Here is an 18,482-nt window from a genome sequence, read left to right as displayed (position 1 = left end):
TTTTACCCGGATCTTACCTCTCCTGATTTCTGCAGGCCGATCCCCGTAAAGATCAGTCCCAGGCCGGCCCAGGTATGGACCCGGATCGCCTCTCCCAGGACGAAATGGATAAAGATCAATGAAATAAACGGGGTCAGGAAGATCAGATTGGTGACATGATTCGTCTTTTCAGCCGATTTCAGGGCGGTGATCCAGGCAATGAAGGCAAATCCGAATTCAAAGCATCCGATCCAGACCGCCCCCAGGAGCCCGGCCCCATCCTGGATCGTAAAGGATGAAAATAAAAAGCAGGCCAGGGCGGCAAAGGGGAGACTGAAAAGAAAATTGAGAAAAATGGCCACAAAGGGATCCTGCCGGGACCGGACATTATAGATCCAGTAAAGGGCCCAGATGAGGGTGCAGGACACGGCCAGGAATACCCCCAGGTAGTTGATTCTGACCCCTGAAACCCCGCCGTCCCCCATGGACAAAACCACCACGCCGGCATAACAGACCAGGGTGGCCAAAAGCTGGATCTTTCCCAGGCGCTGTTTCAAAAGAGGAACCGAGAGCAGGGAGAGGGTGATCACCCAGGTATAGTTGATGGGCTGGACAATCTGGGCCGGCAGAAGATCATAGGCCTTGACCGCCATCCAGTAATAGACAAAGGGGTTTAAAGTTCCCAGGACCAGGTAGAATCCATACTCCCTGGGTTTGAGCCGGAGGACTTTCCTGAACCGTTTGGTGGCCAGAAGAAAAATGCCCAGGATCACAACGGCCGTGACAATGGAGCAGAGCAGAAGCTGGAGGACATCCAGATGGCGGAGGGTGATTTTAAAGGCCGTGGCCGAAGTCGACCAGAACAATACCGTGAGCAGGCCCAGTGCATATTCTTTTTTAATCATTAAAAATCTATACAGTAAAAATAAATAAAAGTATCCAGGGAATATCAGCAAGGGTGCCGGAAAAATTTCTGGAATTTGAGTCCGCGGGGAAAAGGGCATGAAGCCCGTTTTTTCCTTCCAGAGGCGCGAGCTCTGTCCCGGCAATTCTGATATTGATAATATTTGCCAATATGGCTCATTATATTTGGAATCGTCAAATTTAATAGAACCCCATAAATCAACGAAACCGGTGTGTGAATTTCCTAAATCCGTGTTAGAATTGCTATAATAAGGAATGGTAAACTATTCCATGTGTAAAGATTGATTTGAAGAAATTCAGGGAAATGAAATAAATGTCTGATAGAAATTTTTGTTTGACGGGACTACTGGTGGGTGTAATTTTTTTGACCGGAGTTCAGAGAGCACAGGCAGAAAGCATTCGGATGGGATGCTTTGAAATCCCACCCCACATATACTCATCCTCAACCGGCCTTCCTGCTGGAGCGGCCGTCAATTTTTTTAAAATTGTGGCCAAAAAAATGGGTTGGGATATCGTCTGGTTAGATCCCCTTCCTCCTGCCCGCTTGATTGAATATCTGAAGGATGGCAAAGAGATCGACGGCGCTCCAATCATCGCCAGGACTTTTGAGAGAGAGAAATTTCTCCATTACCCGAAAAATCATTTTTATCTTGCCAAGCCCAACTTTGTTGTCCGGAAAAACAATCCTCTGATACGAATAGACTCTGCCAAAGATGTTGGCGGCTATGTGGTAGGCCAGTTCAGCAGGGCGGCATATTCGAAATTTGTAATTGAAAATAAAGCATTGTTCAAATTTGATATCATCTCACCTGGAAAATGTCTGGTTGAGCAGCATTTGAATAAATTAATCCTGGGGAGAATTGACGCCGTCCACACCCTGGATGAATTTTCACTTTCCTTTGAAGCCAAAAGGCTGGGTATGGATGCAAAAATAAAAGTCCTGCTGCTTCCCGAACCTCCCCATCCGTTTTATTCCGTGTTCTGCAAGAATGAAAAAGGGAAAAAGCTCGCCCGTCAATATGATATTGCCATCAAAGAATTGGAATTCACATCAGATGACTATATTGAATTTATTCAAGCCGAATTTGCCTTATTAGATAAAAACTAAAAACGAACAGGTTCAAGACGCTGACCCATGAAAGAGAATAACGGCAGTGAATTTGCTTCAGGTTTACCCAAAAAAGTCGATTTTTCCGGATTCGATTGCCTCCGTTGAGGATAAAAACAGGGCAATCCGGGAGAAAGAACCGGTCTGTCCCGGCAAAGATATAAATCTTGATTCAAAGGCCGGATCGGTGCTAACACTGGAGCAGGAATTCAAATCAATGGTTTTTTTAAAGGATCCCGTCCATGCCCCCTTTCCATGATTCAACCCGGCTGCTCAAAACGTTAACGCCCCTGATTACCACCGTTGATTCCCATACCGAGGGGGAAATCACCCGGCTGATCCTGGACGGCACGGGAAATATCCCCGGGGCCTCCATGATGGAGAAGCTTGCATTTTTCAAGTCCCACTGTGATCATCTGCGCTGCCGGGTGACCCGGGAGCCCAGGGGGTCCAGGGAGGTCCTGGCAGCCGCGGTGACGGAGCCGGTCTCTCCGGAAGCCTCCTTTGGCCTGATCTACATGGATGCGAAACGGTATCCCTATCTTTGCGGCCATGCCACCATGGGGGCCGTGGTCACCCTTGCCCGGACCGGGTTTCTGGAACTGGGTCCGGGGGAGAACCGGGTTCTCATCGACACTCCCTCGGGGACCATGGAGACACGCGCCCATGTCGAAAAAGGAGAGGTGATGTCCGTTGAGCTGGACATGGTGCCCTCCTTTGTATTTGACACCCAGAGGGAGATCCGGGTGGAGGGTTTCGGCAAGGTCAAGGTGGATCTGGTGTGCACGGGCGGCTTTTTTGCCATGGTGGATACGGCTCCCCTGGGTCTTGAACCGGTGCTGGAGAACAGAGAGATTCTGGTCGATCTGGGCATGAAGATCATTGCAGCGGCCAATGAGCAGCTGGAAGTCTGGCATCCGGCCCGGCCCGAAGTAAATACCGTGGATGTGACCGAATTCTATGATGTGGATCCGGGCTCCGGACCGCAATCGGGCAGGGGAATGGTGGCCTACGGGGAATCCCATATGGACCGTTCCCCCTGCGGTACGGGCACGGCGGCCAAACTGGCCCTGCTCCACCATTACGGAAAGATCGGCATGGATGAACCCTATGTCAATTCAAGTCCCCTGGGCACCCGGTTTGAGGCCCGGCTCAAGAAAAAGACAAAAATCGGAAACATGGATGCCGTGACGGTCCGGATCAAGGGACGGGCCTGGGTAACGGGAATCCATCATTTTACAATGGACCGCACAGATCCCTTTCAGCAAGGATATATGATTTAATGGACACCCCACCCGATCTTATTTTCTACAATGGAACCTTTCAGCCCCCGGACAACCCCGGTAAAGAGCCCACGGCCCTGGCCGTTACCGGCAGGAGAATAACCGCCCTGGGAGGGGACAGGGAACTCCTGGCCCTGGCCGGTTCCTCCACAAGACGATTGGATCTTGGGGGGAGACTGGTGCTGCCCGGGTTCTGTGACAGCCATTTTCATTTTTACGAATGGGCGGTCAACTACGACAGCATCAATTTTGCAGATACCCGGAATTTTGGGGGCATGGAAAAAGCCATTCAGGAAAAGGCCCGGGATCTCGGGCCGGGGCAGTGGGTTCTGGGCCAGGGGTTTAACGAGTCGGAGTGGCCGGAAAACCGGATGCCGAACCGCGTTGACCTGGACCGGATCGCCCCGGACAACCCTGTCTGTATCTGGAGGTGCGACTGCCACCTGGCCGTGGCCAATTCCTCTGCCCTGGCCCTGGCCGGTATCAATGAAAATTATCCGGATCCCGAGGGAGGGGTGATCGAAAGGGATGAGGCCGGAAAGCCCAACGGAGTCCTCAAGGAACTGGCCCCCAATCTGATCCGGGAAGCCATACCGGCCCTGCCTGAATCCAGGCTCATGGACAATATGGAAAAGGCCATGGCCCATGCCCACAGCCTGGGGCTCACCTGTGTCCATGATGTCCGGCTCATGGGAGGGATGGACGGAGCCGATGCCCTTAAGACCTGGCAGTCCCTCCATGCCCGGGGGCGGCTCAGGATGCGCTGCCATGTGGCCCTGCCCGGGGAGATGACAGACCAGGCCATCGCCCTGGGGCTGTGTACGGGATTCGGAGATGATCTTTTGAAAATCGGCCATCTTAAATTTTTTGCCGACGGCGGCATGGGGGCCCGGACCGGATGGATGACGGAAAAGTATCTGGATGCGGAATTCGGCATGCCCCTGACCCCCATTGAGGAGATTAAGGATGGCGTGACCCGGGCGGACCGGGCCGGGCTTTCGTGCATGGTCCATGCCATCGGGGACCGGGCCTGCCAGGAGGTGATTTCCATATTCGAGGGGGTGGAACAGGCAGGGGAAAGCCGGTGCAGGGTTCCCCACAGGATCGAGCATGTCCAGATGATTCTGCCCCGGGACCTGGACCGTCTGGGACGCCTGAAGAACCTGGCCGTATCCTGCCAGCCCAACAATCTGAGCCTGGATATCTCCATGATCGACCAGTGCGCCGGCCCCAGGGGAAAGTATGCCTATGCATTGAAAAGCATATTGAACACCGGGATTCCCATGATGCTCAGTTCCGATGCCCCGGTGGCCGATCCCAATCCCTTTGCCGGCATCTATTCGGCGGTTACCCGGAAACGGATGAACAAAACCCCGGAGGGGGGGTGGTATCCGGAACAATGCCTGGATATCGGCGATGCGGTTAAGGCCTATACCCTGACCCCGGCCCTGGCTTCAGGCACAGGCCATGATCTGGGGTCCATATCCGTGGGCAAACTGGCAGACCTGGTAATCACGGACCGGAACATCTTTGATATCGAGGCCGATGAAATCGCCGGTACAAAACCGGCCCTCACCCTGTTCAACGGGGAAGTGGTATATGAGTCCTGAAAGCAAAGAATACCTGGATGTCATCTTTAACCGGTCCGCAGACGGCCTTTTGATCTGCGACAACACAGGCAGAATCCTTCGGATGAACCAGGCAGCCGAGCGGCTCAACGGGATCCGGGCCCAGGAGGTGGTGGGAAAGGATGTGAAAACCCTTTTAGAGGAAGGCCAGATCAACCGGTCCGCCACCCAGGAGGTGCTTGAAACCCGGCGCCGGGTCAGCCTGATTCAGACCACCCCCCGGTCGGGATATACCCTCCTGGTGACGGGTACGCCGGTGTTTGACCGGGACGGCGGGCTTGAGTTCGTGGTGGTGAATGAGCGGGACATCTCCTTGATAGAGGATATGCGAAGGGAGCTGGTCCGGGCCCGCCAGGAATCTGAAAAGATGAGGGACAAACTGGCTGAACTCTCCCTCATGGAACTTACGGAAAATACCATTGTGGCCCGGAGCCAGTCCATGGAGCAGACCCTTGGCCTGGCCATGAAGCTGGCCGGAATCGATGCTTCGGATATCCTGATCCAGGGGGAATCGGGCACGGGCAAGGGCCTGCTGGCCAAGTTCATCCATAAAAACAGCCCCCGGGCCCGGCATCCCTTTATCCAGATCAACTGTGCGGCCCTGCCTGAAAATCTTCTGGAAGCGGAATTGTTCGGGTATGAGAAAGGGGCCTTTACCGGGGCCAGGGAAACCGGCAAGGCCGGTCTTTTTGAGCTGGCCTCCAAAGGAACTCTGTTCCTGGATGAAATCGGCGAGCTCTCCCAGGGGGTCCAGGCCAAACTGCTCAAATACCTGGACGATCACGAGATCATGCCCGTGGGGGGGCTTGTCCCGAAAAAGATCGACTGCGCCATCATCGCGGCAACCAATCGGAACCTGGACCGGAGAACCTTGAAAAAGAAGTTCCGCCTGGACCTGTTCCACCGCCTCAACACCTTTACCCTGACCATCCCTCCCCTGCGGGAGAGGCCCGAGGACATCCTGGAACTCACCGGTATCTGCCTGAAACGGTACAACAAACGCTACAACCGCCGGACCTATATCGGATACAAGGCCTATGATGCCCTGAAATCCCACTCCTTCCCCGGAAACGTCAGGGAGTTGATCAATATCATCAAACAGGCCGTGGTCATGTGCGACAGAAGATTCCTGGACGATTACATCCTCCGGGCCATTGAGCCAGCCAGAACCGAGGCCCCGGCCCGGGCCGTTAAAGAAGAGACCGATCTTGGCCGGCGCCTCTTGTCCGTGGAATACGAGATGCTGGCCCAGGCTGCCATGAGATGCCGGACCACCCGTGAGGCAGCCGGTTTCCTGGGCATCAGCCAGCCCACCCTGGTCCGCAAGATGAAAAAGCACGGGATTGCTATGAAAAGGTCTTTGCTTTGATTCTAAATTAAATCAAGCATGCTGTATTCTCTTTGATATCAGGGCGTTGGATAGAAATATATTGATTCAAAAATGGATCATCAAAAATAGTATTTTATTTCAGATAGTTATCTTTCGGAATTGATTCAAAAATGGTTCAATTCTTGCCCTTTTCCGAATTTTCTTTAAGTTTCAGATAGAATATTTCTTATTTTTCAAATACTTGGAATAAAATATTCCCCAAGGCACGGGTTTTGTATTGTTTTACCTTAATCATGTTATCTTAGTCATGTGCGCGGGCAGGTGTCTGCCGGTTACGGGCAGGCATCATGAACAGCAAAAGGCGGTAGAGCCTCCAGACGGTCCGCCCTTTTGTAAAAATCTTTGATTTCCGGAAAGGTCTATGGAAGAAAAAAAGTGGAAACCCTGGCTGCTTTTGTCCCCCTCGCTGACAGCGGTTTTCCTGTTATTGGTGGTCCCGGTCTGTTTTGTGGTGGTCTACAGCTTCTGGCTCAGGGCTCCCAGCGGCCAGGATATCCCGGCTTTTCAACTGGGCAATTACGCCAAGTTCTTTGCTGATTTCTTTTATCCCTCCATTCTTCTCAAAACCCTGCGGGTGGCCCTGGAAACTGTTTTTCTCTGCCTGGTCATGGGGTATATCCCGGCCTATTTTTTTTATAAGACCGAATCAAAACTCAAGCCCTTTTTAATGATCCTGGTCATGCTGCCCTTCTGGATCAGCTTTATCATCCGGACTTTGAGCTGGATCAATATCCTGGGAGATTCAGGCCTCATTAATCACCTGCTCATGAAAACAGGGCTTCTCCAGGAACCCCTGGCCATGCTTTACAACGAAGGCGCCGTGATCATGGGTCTGCTGCAATACCTGCTCCCTTTCATGATTCTCAATATCTACGTCAGTCTGGACGGCATCGACAAGAGTCTGGCCGAAGCAGCCAAGAGCCTGGGATGTACCGAATGGCAGGCCTTCAGGGAGGTGACCCTGCCCCTGAGCCTTCCCGGGGTCAGTGCCGGCTGCCTCCTGGTTTTTGTCCTGACCTGCGGCACCTATCTGCCGCCCATGATCCTTGGCGGTCCGGGCAATGAGATGATCGCCAATCTGATTTTCAAGCGGGTGATCGGAACCCTGGACTGGCCCTTTGGTTCGGCCATCAGCACGATTCTGCTCATTCTTCTGGTCATCATCGTTTACACCTATAACCGGTACATGGGGATCAGCCAGATCTTCAAGACCCTGAGCAATGAACCTTAACCCAAACAGATCCCGGGGATGGATATGAAAAGATTGATTTCAGGATGGACACTCATTAAACTCTATACCCTCCTGGTCTATGTCTGGATGTTTGCCCCCATTGTGGCGGTGGTCATCCTGGCTTTTAACCCCCATCAGTTCGGCTCCTTTCCCATGGAAGGGTTCAGCTTTAAATGGTTTGTCAAGCTCTCCCATAATTCCTCCATTCTGGATGCATTTAAAAACTCCCTTGTTCTGGGATCCCTGACCGCTGTCTTTTCCACCGCCATAGGGGTTCCTGCGGCCATGGCCTTTATCCGGTACGATTTTAAGGGCAAGGATTTTTTTAACACCCTGCTCATCGCACCCATCATGATTCCCGAGGTGGTGCTGGGGGTGGCCCTTCTGCTGTTCATCCGCTGGCTTCAGCAGCCCAAGAGCTTTGCCATGCTGCTCATCGGCCATGTGGTCCTGACCCTTCCCTATGTTCTGCTCATTGTCCAGGCCAGGCTTGTGGGGATTAAAAAAGAGTACGAAGAGGCAGCCATGTCCCTGGGAGCCAGTCCCTTCCAGACATTCTGGTCAATCACATTTCCCCTGCTGGCCCCGGCGGTTTTTGCCGGTATGCTCTTCTCCTTTACCATTTCATTTGATGATGTTACGGCAACTTTGTTCTGGGCCACGGCCCAGAATCAGACCGTGCCGGTGAAGATATTCGGTATGCTCAGAAACTCCATCAGCCCGGAGATCAACGCCTTGGGGGCGGTCATGATCGTTCTTACCGTATCCACCCCTCTTCTTGCAGGATATATTTCAAGAAAGTTTGCAAAGGGCATGGGCAAATAAAGGAGAAAGAGATAAACGGGATGGAACCTGTTTTAAAGATGGCTGTCCCAGGGATCATTGAATGGTAAACAAGAATAATATTCCGGAAAATTTTCGATACATATCCGGATCAACCCAAAAGGAGAAAAAACATGGGAGAAAAACTGGGCCAGAGATTGGATGATGTCTATGAAAAGTTTATGGAAGGCAGTGTTTCAAGGCGTGACTTTGTAAAATACCTGGGACTTTCCGGCGCGGCCCTGGGACTTGTGGGCGGCCCCTTCGGGATGATCCGGAATGCCATGGCCGCCAAGTCCATCCGGTTTGACGGATGGGGGGGCACGGTCTCCGAAGCCTTCAGGAAATATGCCTTCAAACCCTTTACCGATGCCACGGGCATCAAGGTGATCGACGGGGAATTCGGGAATGCAGACTCCTACCTGACCCGGGTGAAGGCTTCCTATCCTCCGGGGGGGGAGTACAACCTGGCCCATCTTTCCGGGGTGTTTGACTATAAACGCTACGTGGACCTGGGATTTGACGTGGTCCTGGACGAGACCAAGATCCCGAACCTGGAAACGGTCATGCCGGCCATCATGGAGCCCTACCGGGCCATTACCAACGGTAAATTGTCCGCCGTGCCCTATGATTACGGATTGACCACCATTGCCTACAACTCCAAACATGTCTCCGACGAGAAAGCCGAGAAGCTGGGTGCCGCCCTTTTATGGGACAAGGATCTGAAGGGCAAGCTGGGTTCCTGGACCGACTGGAGAACCAATATCTGGTATGCGGCACTCAAAACCGGACAGGATCCCAATGATATCAAAGATATCAAGGCCGTATGGGCGGCCCTGAAAGAGCAGCGCGGCCTGATCAAGAAATACTGGGCCTCGGGAGCGGAACAGATGAGCCTTTTGGCCAACGAGGAGGTCTACGCCTCCATTGTATGGTCCGGAAGGGTAAAGACCCTCCAGAACCAGGGACATACCCATCTCAAACTCCTGGTTCCCGACGGGGCCTTTTCCTGGCAGGAATGCATCTTTGTCATGAAGGGAACCAACCTGGATGACGCCCATAAACTGCTCAACTATATGCTGGCCCCGGAATGCGCATTTGCCATTGCCTCAGGCCAGAGCTATCCGCCCAGCCTTGACCCGAGAAAGGTCAAGATTCCAGCGGAAGTCTCCAGTCTGCCCGGCTTTGACGCCACAGGCACACTAAAGGGCTATAAGTTCGCCAATCCGGGGTATTGGAACGGAAAACAGATTGAATGGGCCGAGAAATGGGACAGGATCATGGCCGGCAAATAACCTGGCGAAAACCATGGGCAGGCCCCGGACCCGGAACAGGACCGGGGCCTGCTGAAAAAATTCTCGAATCGTTTGGGAGACAATTATTTTGAGTCAAGAAAAGAATCCGTCATTTGTCCGGTTCCAAGGGGTGGAGAAACGGTTTGGAAAAGTGGTGGCGGTAAAGGAAATGGACCTGGATGTTCCCGAGGGGGCCCTGGTAACCCTTCTGGGCCCTTCCGGGTGCGGCAAGACCACATTGCTGAGAATGCTGGCCGGCCTGGAAACCCCCACCCGGGGAGATATTTTCATAAAAGGCAAACGGATCAACGACCTTCCCATTCATCGGCGGAACCTGGGAATGATCTTCCAGAACTATGCCCTGTTTCCCCACAAGACCATTTTCGACAATGTGGCATTCGGTCTCAAGTACAGGGATGTTTCCAAATCAATCATGAAGGAAAAGGTTGAGAAGGCCCTGGAAACGGTCCGGCTGCCCGGGGTCGGAAACCGGATGCCCTCCCAGCTTTCCGGGGGGCAGCAGCAGCGGATCGCCCTGGCCCGTGCCATTGTCATTGAACCGGATGTCCTGCTCATGGATGAGCCCCTGTCTGCCCTGGATGAGAACCTTCGGGAGGATATGCGGCGGGAGATCGACAATCTCCAGCAGGACCTTGGGGTGACCACCATTTTTGTCACCCATGACCAGAGAGAGGCCCTGTCCATGTCGGACAAGGTCGTGGTGATGAAGGACGGATTTATCCAGCAGGAGGGAACTCCCGAAGAGGTGTACAACGATTCGGCCAATCATTTTGTAGCCGATTTTCTGGGACACTCCAATTTTCTGAAAGCGGCCGTGGAGGGAGAACAGGACGGATATCTGAAGGCCAGGCTCGATGACGACAGCCTCTGCCTGGTCAATCCGGCCGGGGAATTCTCCAGAGGGGACCGGGCCGAAATCGTCATCCGTGCCCAGAAGATGACACTGGGATACAATTCCGATTTTGCCCGGCAGGAGGACATGAACTATTTTTTCGGCAGGATCGTGGACCGCAGTTACATGGGGGGAGAGGTCAGCTATTTTGTCGAACTCTCTCCGGGTCAGGTGCTGCACGTGATTAATTTTGTAAAGAGGGCTCCCTACCGACGGGGAGATGAGGTCTATGTAAAGGCAGATCCCTTTCACTGCAGACTGTTAAAAGAGTAAACCAAAACATAAAAACAGATTCAGCACCCCTGGATCGGGTCATGGCGGCCCGATTCCCAAGGAGGGGTGCGCTTGAAAAGGCATTAAGGCTTGGCTGATATCCCCCGCTCAGGGCCAGAGAAGCAGAGTTTGGACTGGATCAAGAAGGGCCTGGATCCCGGGGTCAGCTATATTGTTTTTGAGAATGAAACGGCCCGCCCCCATGGATCGGCCCTGGCCCCCAGGATCTACGAGTTCCTGGAGCAAGAAAAGATCGGGTGGCAGCAGGTCATTGATATGGATCTGTCCCGGGAGTACCTGGTGGTGAAGGTCCGGCCGGGCCGCGAAGACCGGATTCTGGGAAAGATCATGGGATGCGGGATTCCCGAGAAAACCATTTACACCGTTTATAAGGCAGAAGAGGTATGAAAGTGAACACAACAAAAGAGCAGGTTCTTAGGATAAAATTTGAGCATTCCGGAAAAGAGGCAGACATTCCCCTGTCCGGGTTGAGAAACGGGCTGATTTTTTTCCTGGATATTTACGGCAATGACCAGTTCTGCGGCAGGGATTTTTCAGCCCTTGTCGGAGACGGAGACGGGGAAACCAGGTTCTCCAATCTTCTCAAGTCCTGCGGGTATGGGAATGATCCCAGGGGCTTTTTTGAGTTTGTGCTGGGAACCATTGCCCAGGGAAGGGGCTGGGACATGACCGTCAACGGAATCCGGCTGCCCGGGCTGCTCCTGACGGCCCTGCTGGAACAGGTGATTCCCGGCCATGGATTTAAATCCATCAAGGACACGGAACAGCTGGTCAGCCTGACCAACCTGGACATCCCGGAAAATGACGAGACCGCCCTCCAGAAGGTGATCGAAAAATATCCGGTACGCCTTTCCCGCCATACGGTCCGGCAGATGATGGTTTCAAGGGATGTGGCCTATCAATACCTTCCCTTTGTGGAGGAGCTGGAATCCGTCGGCTTTACCAATACCTGGATCGGCCAGTTCCACGATGGCCTTCTGGAACAGATGTACCAGAACCGGGTGATCTTCCTGCTCAACATGAGCTGCCCGGTCTACTGCCGGTTCTGCTTCAGAAAACACAAGGACTCCCGGAACGAGAAAAACCCGACGCCGGAAGATGTCATGAAGGCGGTTGCGCATGTACGCAATTCCCCCGGGATCAAGGAAATCGTGGTCACCGGCGGAGATCCCTTCATGAACCGGAAAAACATGGCCGCCACCATTGACGGCATCATGGAGGTGGATCATGTCCAGACCCTGCGCCTGGCCACCCGGTCCATTGCCTATTATCCGGCCATGTTTCTGGAAAATGAATCCGAATACTTGAAATATCTCAAGCAGAAGAGCCTGGAACTCCAGCGCAACGGCAAACGCATGGAGGTGGCCACCCATTTTATCCATCCCGACGAAGTCTCCCCGGAAAGCCTGGAGATTATCTCCGACCTGGTGAAAAGCGGAATCGCCGTCTACATCCAGACCCCGTTTTTGAGCGGGTGCAACGATGAAGGCCCCGAACTGGTCCGGTTGTTCTCCCTTCTGCGGGGGGCCGGAGCCGAGATGCACTATATCTACATTCCCTGCAGTCCCATCCACGGCAATTCCATCTATTGGAAACCCCTTTCCGGCGGGATCGATACGGCCTCTCATCTTCGGGCCCATCTGTCCGACCGGGCCATCCCCAGGATATGCACGGCCACGCCCATCGGGAAGATGGACTGGTTCTCCAGCGGCTGGGCCGTGGAAAGAGTGGAGGACAATGAAAATTTTATCTGGATCCGCACCCCCTATACCCCGGACTATTTCAAGGCATTTGCCCCCCTGGCCAATGAACTGGACAACATCCGGATCAATGGGGAAGGCACCATGGATATCCAGTACATGGCCCGGATCGGGAAGGATGAGTATCTCATCGGGAACCGTCCTGAAAGAACAGCCCCCAAAAATCCGCCGGCATCCCAATCGGAAATCAAAGGGCTCAGAAAAGAGCTGGCCCGCACCTGGCAGCCTTCCATTGTTCCCACCGGCCTTGACGGCCTGTCCCGCCTCCACGGGACCCGGGTGGTGATCCATGCCCGGGCCGGCCGGGCGGAGATGGATTATATCCGGGGAGATTACCGGATCACCGATGTCATTATCGGCGGGGACCGGGACGGGGTGGACTGCCTCTCCCATATCCGCAGGATTGTGGGGGAACTGGGAAAGATCCCCCATGTGACCTCTGTCCGGCTTCGCTCTGTGAAGCTGGCCACGGATCCGGAAGCATATACCCGGGCCGCGGTCAATGCCCTGGGGGAAATAAACGGCCTGGCCGTGGTCAATCCCCTGCGCCTGGAAATCGAGACATGGTTCCTCCTGGCCGGGGATGTCCGGGAAGAACACACCCAACTGGCCCGGCGGCTGAACAACAGGGGGATCACCGTATACGCCAACGTTCCCTTGCTGGGAGGCGTCAACGACAATGATGAAGCCGTCCATGATCTGGCCCACGCCCTGCGAAGGGCCGGTATTGAATTCCACCATCTCTACGTGGCGGGCCTGCCTGTCCAGATCCAATGGAACGCGGATCATCCTGTGGACTCCTTTGATGTAACCGATATTGCCACAAAAGTCAGACGGGAAGGTTCGGGCCGGGAGATCCCCAGGTATATCATTGCCACGGAACTGGGCGAGGTGGATTACGGCCTGACCTCAAGATTTGGTAAAACCGGCAAGGAGGCCGAAATAAAACTCAATTGTTATCATGAATCCTATTATAAGGCCATGGATGAGAACTTTGTCTTCCCGGAAGGAATAGAGATTTCCGGGGACGGATGCCCTGTGGTCCGGGTTCCGGGTCTGATAAAAACCAATGATTTTCCCGTTTCCTGAGGTAAAAAATGAAATACCCCTATGTGGCTTATAGCGATAAAGTTGAAATTCAACCTCTGTTCAAGGGGTTGGCCGGGGACCCCCTGGTGGTGGACATGTCCGTGGGCTCTCCTCTGTTCGACCAGGTGGATATCCTTAACCAGAAGGCATTCCAGGCCTGGCTGGACAAGACCATGAAGAACCGGTTTTCCTGGGGACTGGCCTCCTACCTGGAAGACCGGGAGACCATATTGAAGCACTATCCCCAGATGAAAGAGGAACAGCGCTATTTTCACCTGGGCCTGGATATCATCGTGGATCTTGGCACCCCTTTGCATGCCCCCCTGGATTCCGTGGTCCAGGAGAGCGCCTACGAAGAGGGGGAGGGCAACTACGGTGGAAACGTCCTGCTCCGTCATGAAAGCCCCCATTTTGAAACCTTTTACAGCCTGTACGGCCATTTGAACCGGGAAAAACTGCCCGCGCCGGGAAAGATCTTCAAAGCAGGAGAACCCTTTGCCTGGATCGGGGATTTCCATGAGAACGGGAACTGGTTTTACCACACCCATCTCCAGGTCATCACCCAAAAGGGGATTGACCAGGGCTGGCTTTCCAAGGGGTATTGCAGCGCCAGGGACCTGGCGATTATGGACGGGATCTGTCCTTCGCCCCTCTCCCTGTTCCGGGTGTAAAGTCTCCTATCCTCAGAATTTACGGAATGATGGAATTTTCTGGCCGGGCAGGCCTCTTCCTAAACCGGAAAGGCCTGCCTGACCAAGGCATTTGAGACCGGATTGTTCAATTCTTCATGGTAACGAAACGATCTGATATCATTCCCCATCCCTGATTTCCTCCCGGAATTTCCCTTTTAAACGGATGTTTTCTGAAAGGGTTTGGCGGAAGAATAGAAGATGAACGGAGAGCCTGCCTGGGCAGGATGCGGCTCCGCAGGGCTCCCGATTCCTACAGCCTCTTTCATGCCGTTCCGCAAAAGGAGAAAACTCGCATCCGCTCAAACAGTCCTCCTTTTCTGCTCCACGCCATGAAGCGTCTGTACGCGATCGAACCCGGTGTCTCCGCCGCACCCCACCCAGGCCCCCGGGGGAGTAGGGTCAGTTCCGGCATATTTGTAATTTAGGATAAGATAATACTGGACGAAGGTAATCCAATTTTCCAGTCAACAATAACAAAAAAGAAAGGGCCAGGCAGCTACAAGCTGCCCAGCCCAAATTTGTCAGTATCATTCAGAGCATCAGGATCAACAACAGTCAGAACACCAGAATTAACAACTACAGCAACAAAAAGAAAATCAACTTCAGTAACAACGAATGCACAAACGGGGAACATATTAAAGGTTCGAAAGGGCAAGGTCAAGGGGCGTTTTTAATTTTTGAAGCCCCAACGATGCTTTTTTTCCAGTCCTGTCTTTTTCAAAGCCATGCTTGATACCATTAAAGCTCGGTCAACTCTATTAACTTGATAGCCTTTGTTATATCAATCACATCTATTCCAAGATCCGATATCGGTCAAAATACCGTTTTCAAAAGTCAAAGGATAGCAATAGTTTTCACCCCTCTCTTGAATACGGACAGACCAGATATCAATCCTTTTATCAATGTAGATATCATCTTTACCAGAGGAAATTTCTATTTTCTTGGTATAAGAATCTTTATCTATAATCTGACCACAAGACTGAATTTTACTGGCTACCAATATTTTAGCATCTCCTACAGAAATAATGTCATTTCTGCAACGAATACCCGAAAACGCAATTCCAATATTAAAAAGAATGAAGATGGCTATTATAAGGATTGAGACTTTTTGAAACATTTTTTTCTCCTAAAGACAAATTTTATCAACTACCTGATCTCGTGTGAGTATAGGCATATTTTTATTTTAGGGAAAGCAAAATTGTATATTCAAATGTCTATTCTGCACCCCAAAACAGCTGACTTCGTCCATTTTCCCGGTGCAGAGGCTTTGGGAGATGTGGTGGATTCCTTACAGGCCTTTTGGAGCAGAAGGGCAAAAGGATGAATGGTTTGAGCTTTGGCGGGTTTTATTTTTTCCTGGAGCGGCCAAGTTTAAGATCAGGCGAGGCTGCGGGAATTTTTCCCTTTGCGAAACCGCAGCTTCCTGCAACCAGTCTTTCGATCCTTCAGAACCTGTTGTTCGTGTGCGCTTTTGTGTTGTGTGGCCCTCGCTGGAATGGATTTACCGGATTTGCACGATGACCGGAGGGGTATAAGATCAGGAGGGGCCCTTTGATGAAAAACTTAGGCCGGGGGATCCTCCCGGGCGGACCGGATCTCCTTCTGGATCTTTTTTTCAAAAACGGTGTTGAAGAACTGGTCGGATTCGGAGAGTACATGGGAGTGGACTTTTGTAAATTCCTTGAGCAGGCGGCGGGCCAGGGGCGTCAACTGGGAGCCGCCTCCGGCAGTGCCTCCGGCGTTCCGGACCAGGAGGGGCCGGCCCAGACCCTCTTCCGTGGCCTTGATCTTTCCCCAGATGGCCCGGTATCCCATTTTCAATTCCCTGGCCGCGGCATTGATGGAACCGCATTTATCTATGGCGGAGAGAATCCGGAACCGGCCCAGGCCGAAGATAACCTTACCGTCCGGATCCTCGATCCAGACCTTTGAGCGGATATGAAACGGGCTATCGGTCGTCATCGGGTCCTTTGTTTATCAGGATTGGTTTTGAATCCACCTATACCACGGATGGGGTCCTGAATCAAAAACAAAAGGACCGGAAAAAGACCGGCTACAGCTTAAACTGACTGACCATATCCCCAAGTTCCCCGGAGAGCTTGTTCAGGGCATCCGCACTCTCCTGCACCCGGGAACTGCTGCCTGAGATCTGGGTGGAGGCGCTGTTGACATCGGCTATGTCTTCTGCAATTTCCGTTGCAACCGTGGAGCTCTGGGTAATGTTTTCCGTGACCTCCTGGATTCCCTGGGAAGCATTGGATACATTGTCTGCAATCTGGTTGGTGATCTTTGACTGTTCTTCAATGGCCTGGGTGATATTGACGACCTTATCGTTGACGTCGTTTATGACCAATGAGATTTTTTCAATATCACGAATGGTCTCTCCCGAGGAGTTCTGAATATTACCGATTTTCGATTTTATTTCGGTGGTGGCCTTTTCCGTCTGGGTGGCCAGCTCCTTTATCTCATTGGCCACCACGGTAAATCCTTTTCCGGCTTCTCCGGCCCGTGCCGCTTCAATGGTTGCGTTCAAGGCCAGAAGATTGGTCTGGGCCGATATGTCTGCAATGGTTTCCGTAATTTTGCCCACCTCTTTGACGATCTCACCGAAGATGGTCACCTTTTTTGAGGTTTCCCTTGTCTGGGTCACCGCATCTTTGGTGACGGCCATGGTCTCCCCGGTATTTCCCTTTATCTCATTGATGGTGGAGGTCATATTCTCTGCGGCAATAGTGACGGTATTTACGTTGACCGAGGTTTCTTCGGCAGCGGCAGCCACATTGGACATATTGGTGCTCATCTCTTCGGCCGCCGCAGATACGCTGGTTGCCTTGGATGAGGTCTCTTCCGCCCCGGTGCTCATCTCCCGGGAGATATTTGACAGGTCCAGGGCCTCGGTATTCAGACGATTTGAATTCAGGGATATGCTGTTGATGATGGTGTGTATCTTTTCAATAAAGACATTGAACCATTCGGAAAGTTCCCCGATTTCATCCTTGTTTTTTACGGAGAGGCGTTTGGTAAGGTCACCTTCTCCCTGGGCAATGTCCTTGAGCATTTCCACGGTCTGCCCGATGGGCTTGAGAATTCCCCTGGCGGTTAATGTGCTGAGAACGATCAGGATAAAAATCACCAGGACGGAAACAAGGATGTTGTTGAAATTGGCCTTTTTAATGCTTTTGTTGAGTGTGATCTGGGCGGTCTCAGCGATCTTCACGGCGGTTTTGTTGACCTGGTTGCCCGTTGAATTGAGCTGGGGCATCAGTTCCCTGGCCTTTTTCCACTCCTCCAACAGACTGATTTCCTGGTCTTTTGCCGTGGCCAGGATCTTCTTGACCTCTGCCAGTTTTTCATCAAACTCTTTGGACTGGGCCGATGTATAGATAACGGTAAGGTTTTTTACGGCCTGGTCCATGGCCTTTTCAATCTCATCCCTTTTGGCAAGATACTTCTCAAGATCGTTGTAGATAAAGAGATTGCTCAGAAGGTTGATGAGCCTTTCATTCCCGAAGAATAAAAAATCAATGGTTTCTTTTCTGGCGGATATTTTTTCCGAGGAGAGCAGTTCCCCCTCCATCATCAACTCCGTATCTTCGTAATCAATGGATTTGACAACGGTTTTTAAAAGGGAGGTAATGGTCTCGTTGCTGGTGTTGTAGGCCTCCTTTGTCTTGTCTATTCTCAGCAATGTCTCCGAGATGTCCTTGAAAATCTGCGCGTGGCGGGCCTCCAGTTTAAAAATATCATCGGCTGCCTTTTTTATCTCGTCCTGGTCTGCGGTTTCCCTTACCCGGGTCATGATCTTTTCCAGGGATTTGCGCTCTTGGGTATAGGCGGAAAGGTCGTCATCGGAGGAGCTGATCATCTGCTCTTCCATGAACATGATATTTGATATGGCCGTGGCAATCTCCTGGCTCAGCCGCCCCAGGACAATATCCTGATTCTTTGAATGTTCAAAATATTTATTGATTCCCGAGATCGAGGATACCCCCAAAACTCCCACAAAGGCGAAAATAATCAGCTTGGACTTAATGGTAAAAAACATTTGCAGTTTTGAATGAACCATGATCAGGC

General features: G+C 52.3%; 15 protein-coding genes. 11 read left to right on the top strand and 4 right to left on the bottom strand.

What is annotated here, in order from left to right:
* Positions 1 to 2: 2 nt before the first annotated feature.
* The gene (locus F608_RS0108585) at positions 3 to 884 is read right to left on the bottom strand and encodes a DMT family transporter (protein WP_022665221.1); all 882 of its coding nucleotides are present in this window, start codon (positions 882 to 884) and stop codon (positions 3 to 5) included.
* Positions 885 to 1,216: 332 nt separating this feature from the next.
* Here F608_RS0108585 and F608_RS0108575 point away from each other — a divergent pair, with 332 nt between their 5' ends.
* The 11 genes from F608_RS0108575 (at position 1,217) to F608_RS34560 (ending at position 14,387) form a co-directional block, all read left to right on the top strand.
* On the top strand, positions 1,217 to 2,011 hold the full coding sequence (locus tag F608_RS0108575) for a substrate-binding periplasmic protein (protein WP_084681025.1): 795 nt from the start codon (positions 1,217 to 1,219) through the stop codon (positions 2,009 to 2,011).
* Between the two features lie 242 nt (positions 2,012 to 2,253).
* A complete protein-coding gene (locus F608_RS0108565; RefSeq protein WP_022665217.1) occupies positions 2,254 to 3,294 on the top strand; it encodes a proline racemase family protein in 1,041 nt (346 codons plus the stop codon).
* Positions 3,294 to 4,904 carry an amidohydrolase gene (locus F608_RS0108560; RefSeq protein ID WP_027362589.1) on the top strand — a complete coding sequence of 537 codons (1,611 nt, stop codon included), beginning with the start codon at positions 3,294 to 3,296 and terminating at the stop codon, positions 4,902 to 4,904. Before F608_RS0108565 ends, F608_RS0108560 begins: the two co-directional genes overlap by 1 nt.
* Positions 4,894 to 6,291, top strand: coding sequence for a sigma-54 interaction domain-containing protein (locus F608_RS0108555; RefSeq protein ID WP_027362588.1), 1,398 nt, complete (start codon positions 4,894 to 4,896; stop codon positions 6,289 to 6,291). Before F608_RS0108560 ends, F608_RS0108555 begins: the two co-directional genes overlap by 11 nt.
* A gap of 382 nt (positions 6,292 to 6,673) precedes the next feature.
* A complete protein-coding gene (locus tag F608_RS0108550) occupies positions 6,674 to 7,543 on the top strand; it encodes an ABC transporter permease (protein WP_022665216.1) in 870 nt (289 codons plus the stop codon).
* Between the two features lie 24 nt (positions 7,544 to 7,567).
* Positions 7,568 to 8,368 carry an ABC transporter permease gene (locus F608_RS0108545; protein ID WP_022665215.1) on the top strand — a complete coding sequence of 267 codons (801 nt, stop codon included), beginning with the start codon at positions 7,568 to 7,570 and terminating at the stop codon, positions 8,366 to 8,368.
* A gap of 131 nt (positions 8,369 to 8,499) precedes the next feature.
* A complete protein-coding gene (locus tag F608_RS0108540; RefSeq protein ID WP_022665214.1) occupies positions 8,500 to 9,660 on the top strand; it encodes an extracellular solute-binding protein in 1,161 nt (386 codons plus the stop codon).
* Positions 9,661 to 9,748: 88 nt separating this feature from the next.
* Positions 9,749 to 10,846 carry an ABC transporter ATP-binding protein gene (locus F608_RS0108535; RefSeq protein WP_022665213.1) on the top strand — a complete coding sequence of 366 codons (1,098 nt, stop codon included), beginning with the start codon at positions 9,749 to 9,751 and terminating at the stop codon, positions 10,844 to 10,846.
* Positions 10,847 to 10,975: 129 nt separating this feature from the next.
* On the top strand, positions 10,976 to 11,254 hold the full coding sequence (locus F608_RS0108530) for a hypothetical protein (protein ID WP_153307469.1): 279 nt from the start codon (positions 10,976 to 10,978) through the stop codon (positions 11,252 to 11,254).
* On the top strand, positions 11,251 to 13,716 hold the full coding sequence (locus tag F608_RS0108525; protein ID WP_022665211.1) for a radical SAM protein: 2,466 nt from the start codon (positions 11,251 to 11,253) through the stop codon (positions 13,714 to 13,716). Before F608_RS0108530 ends, F608_RS0108525 begins: the two co-directional genes overlap by 4 nt.
* A gap of 8 nt (positions 13,717 to 13,724) precedes the next feature.
* Positions 13,725 to 14,387, top strand: a complete 663-nt coding sequence (locus tag F608_RS34560) for a peptidoglycan DD-metalloendopeptidase family protein (protein WP_022665210.1) — start codon at positions 13,725 to 13,727, stop codon at positions 14,385 to 14,387.
* Positions 14,388 to 15,189: 802 nt separating this feature from the next.
* Here the strand turns inward: F608_RS34560 and F608_RS0108505 are convergent.
* The 3 genes from F608_RS0108505 to F608_RS34555 all read right to left on the bottom strand — a co-directional run bounded on the left by F608_RS0108505 (position 15,190) and on the right by F608_RS34555 (position 18,474).
* A complete protein-coding gene (locus tag F608_RS0108505) occupies positions 15,190 to 15,525 on the bottom strand; it encodes a DUF2845 domain-containing protein (protein ID WP_022665207.1) in 336 nt (111 codons plus the stop codon).
* 446 nt (positions 15,526 to 15,971) lie between these two features.
* On the bottom strand, positions 15,972 to 16,370 hold the full coding sequence (locus F608_RS31215) for a winged helix-turn-helix domain-containing protein (protein WP_022665205.1): 399 nt from the start codon (positions 16,368 to 16,370) through the stop codon (positions 15,972 to 15,974).
* A gap of 91 nt (positions 16,371 to 16,461) precedes the next feature.
* Positions 16,462 to 18,474 (bottom strand): methyl-accepting chemotaxis protein, encoded by a 2,013-nt coding sequence (locus F608_RS34555; RefSeq protein ID WP_022665203.1) that lies wholly within the window; start codon positions 18,472 to 18,474, stop codon positions 16,462 to 16,464.
* Positions 18,475 to 18,482: the final 8 nt, after the last annotated feature.

The organism is Desulfospira joergensenii DSM 10085 (genome assembly GCF_000420085.1).
Classification (GTDB): Bacteria; Desulfobacterota; Desulfobacteria; order Desulfobacterales; family Desulfobacteraceae; genus Desulfospira; species Desulfospira joergensenii.
This window is presented reverse-complemented; position numbering and strand designations above follow the sequence as displayed.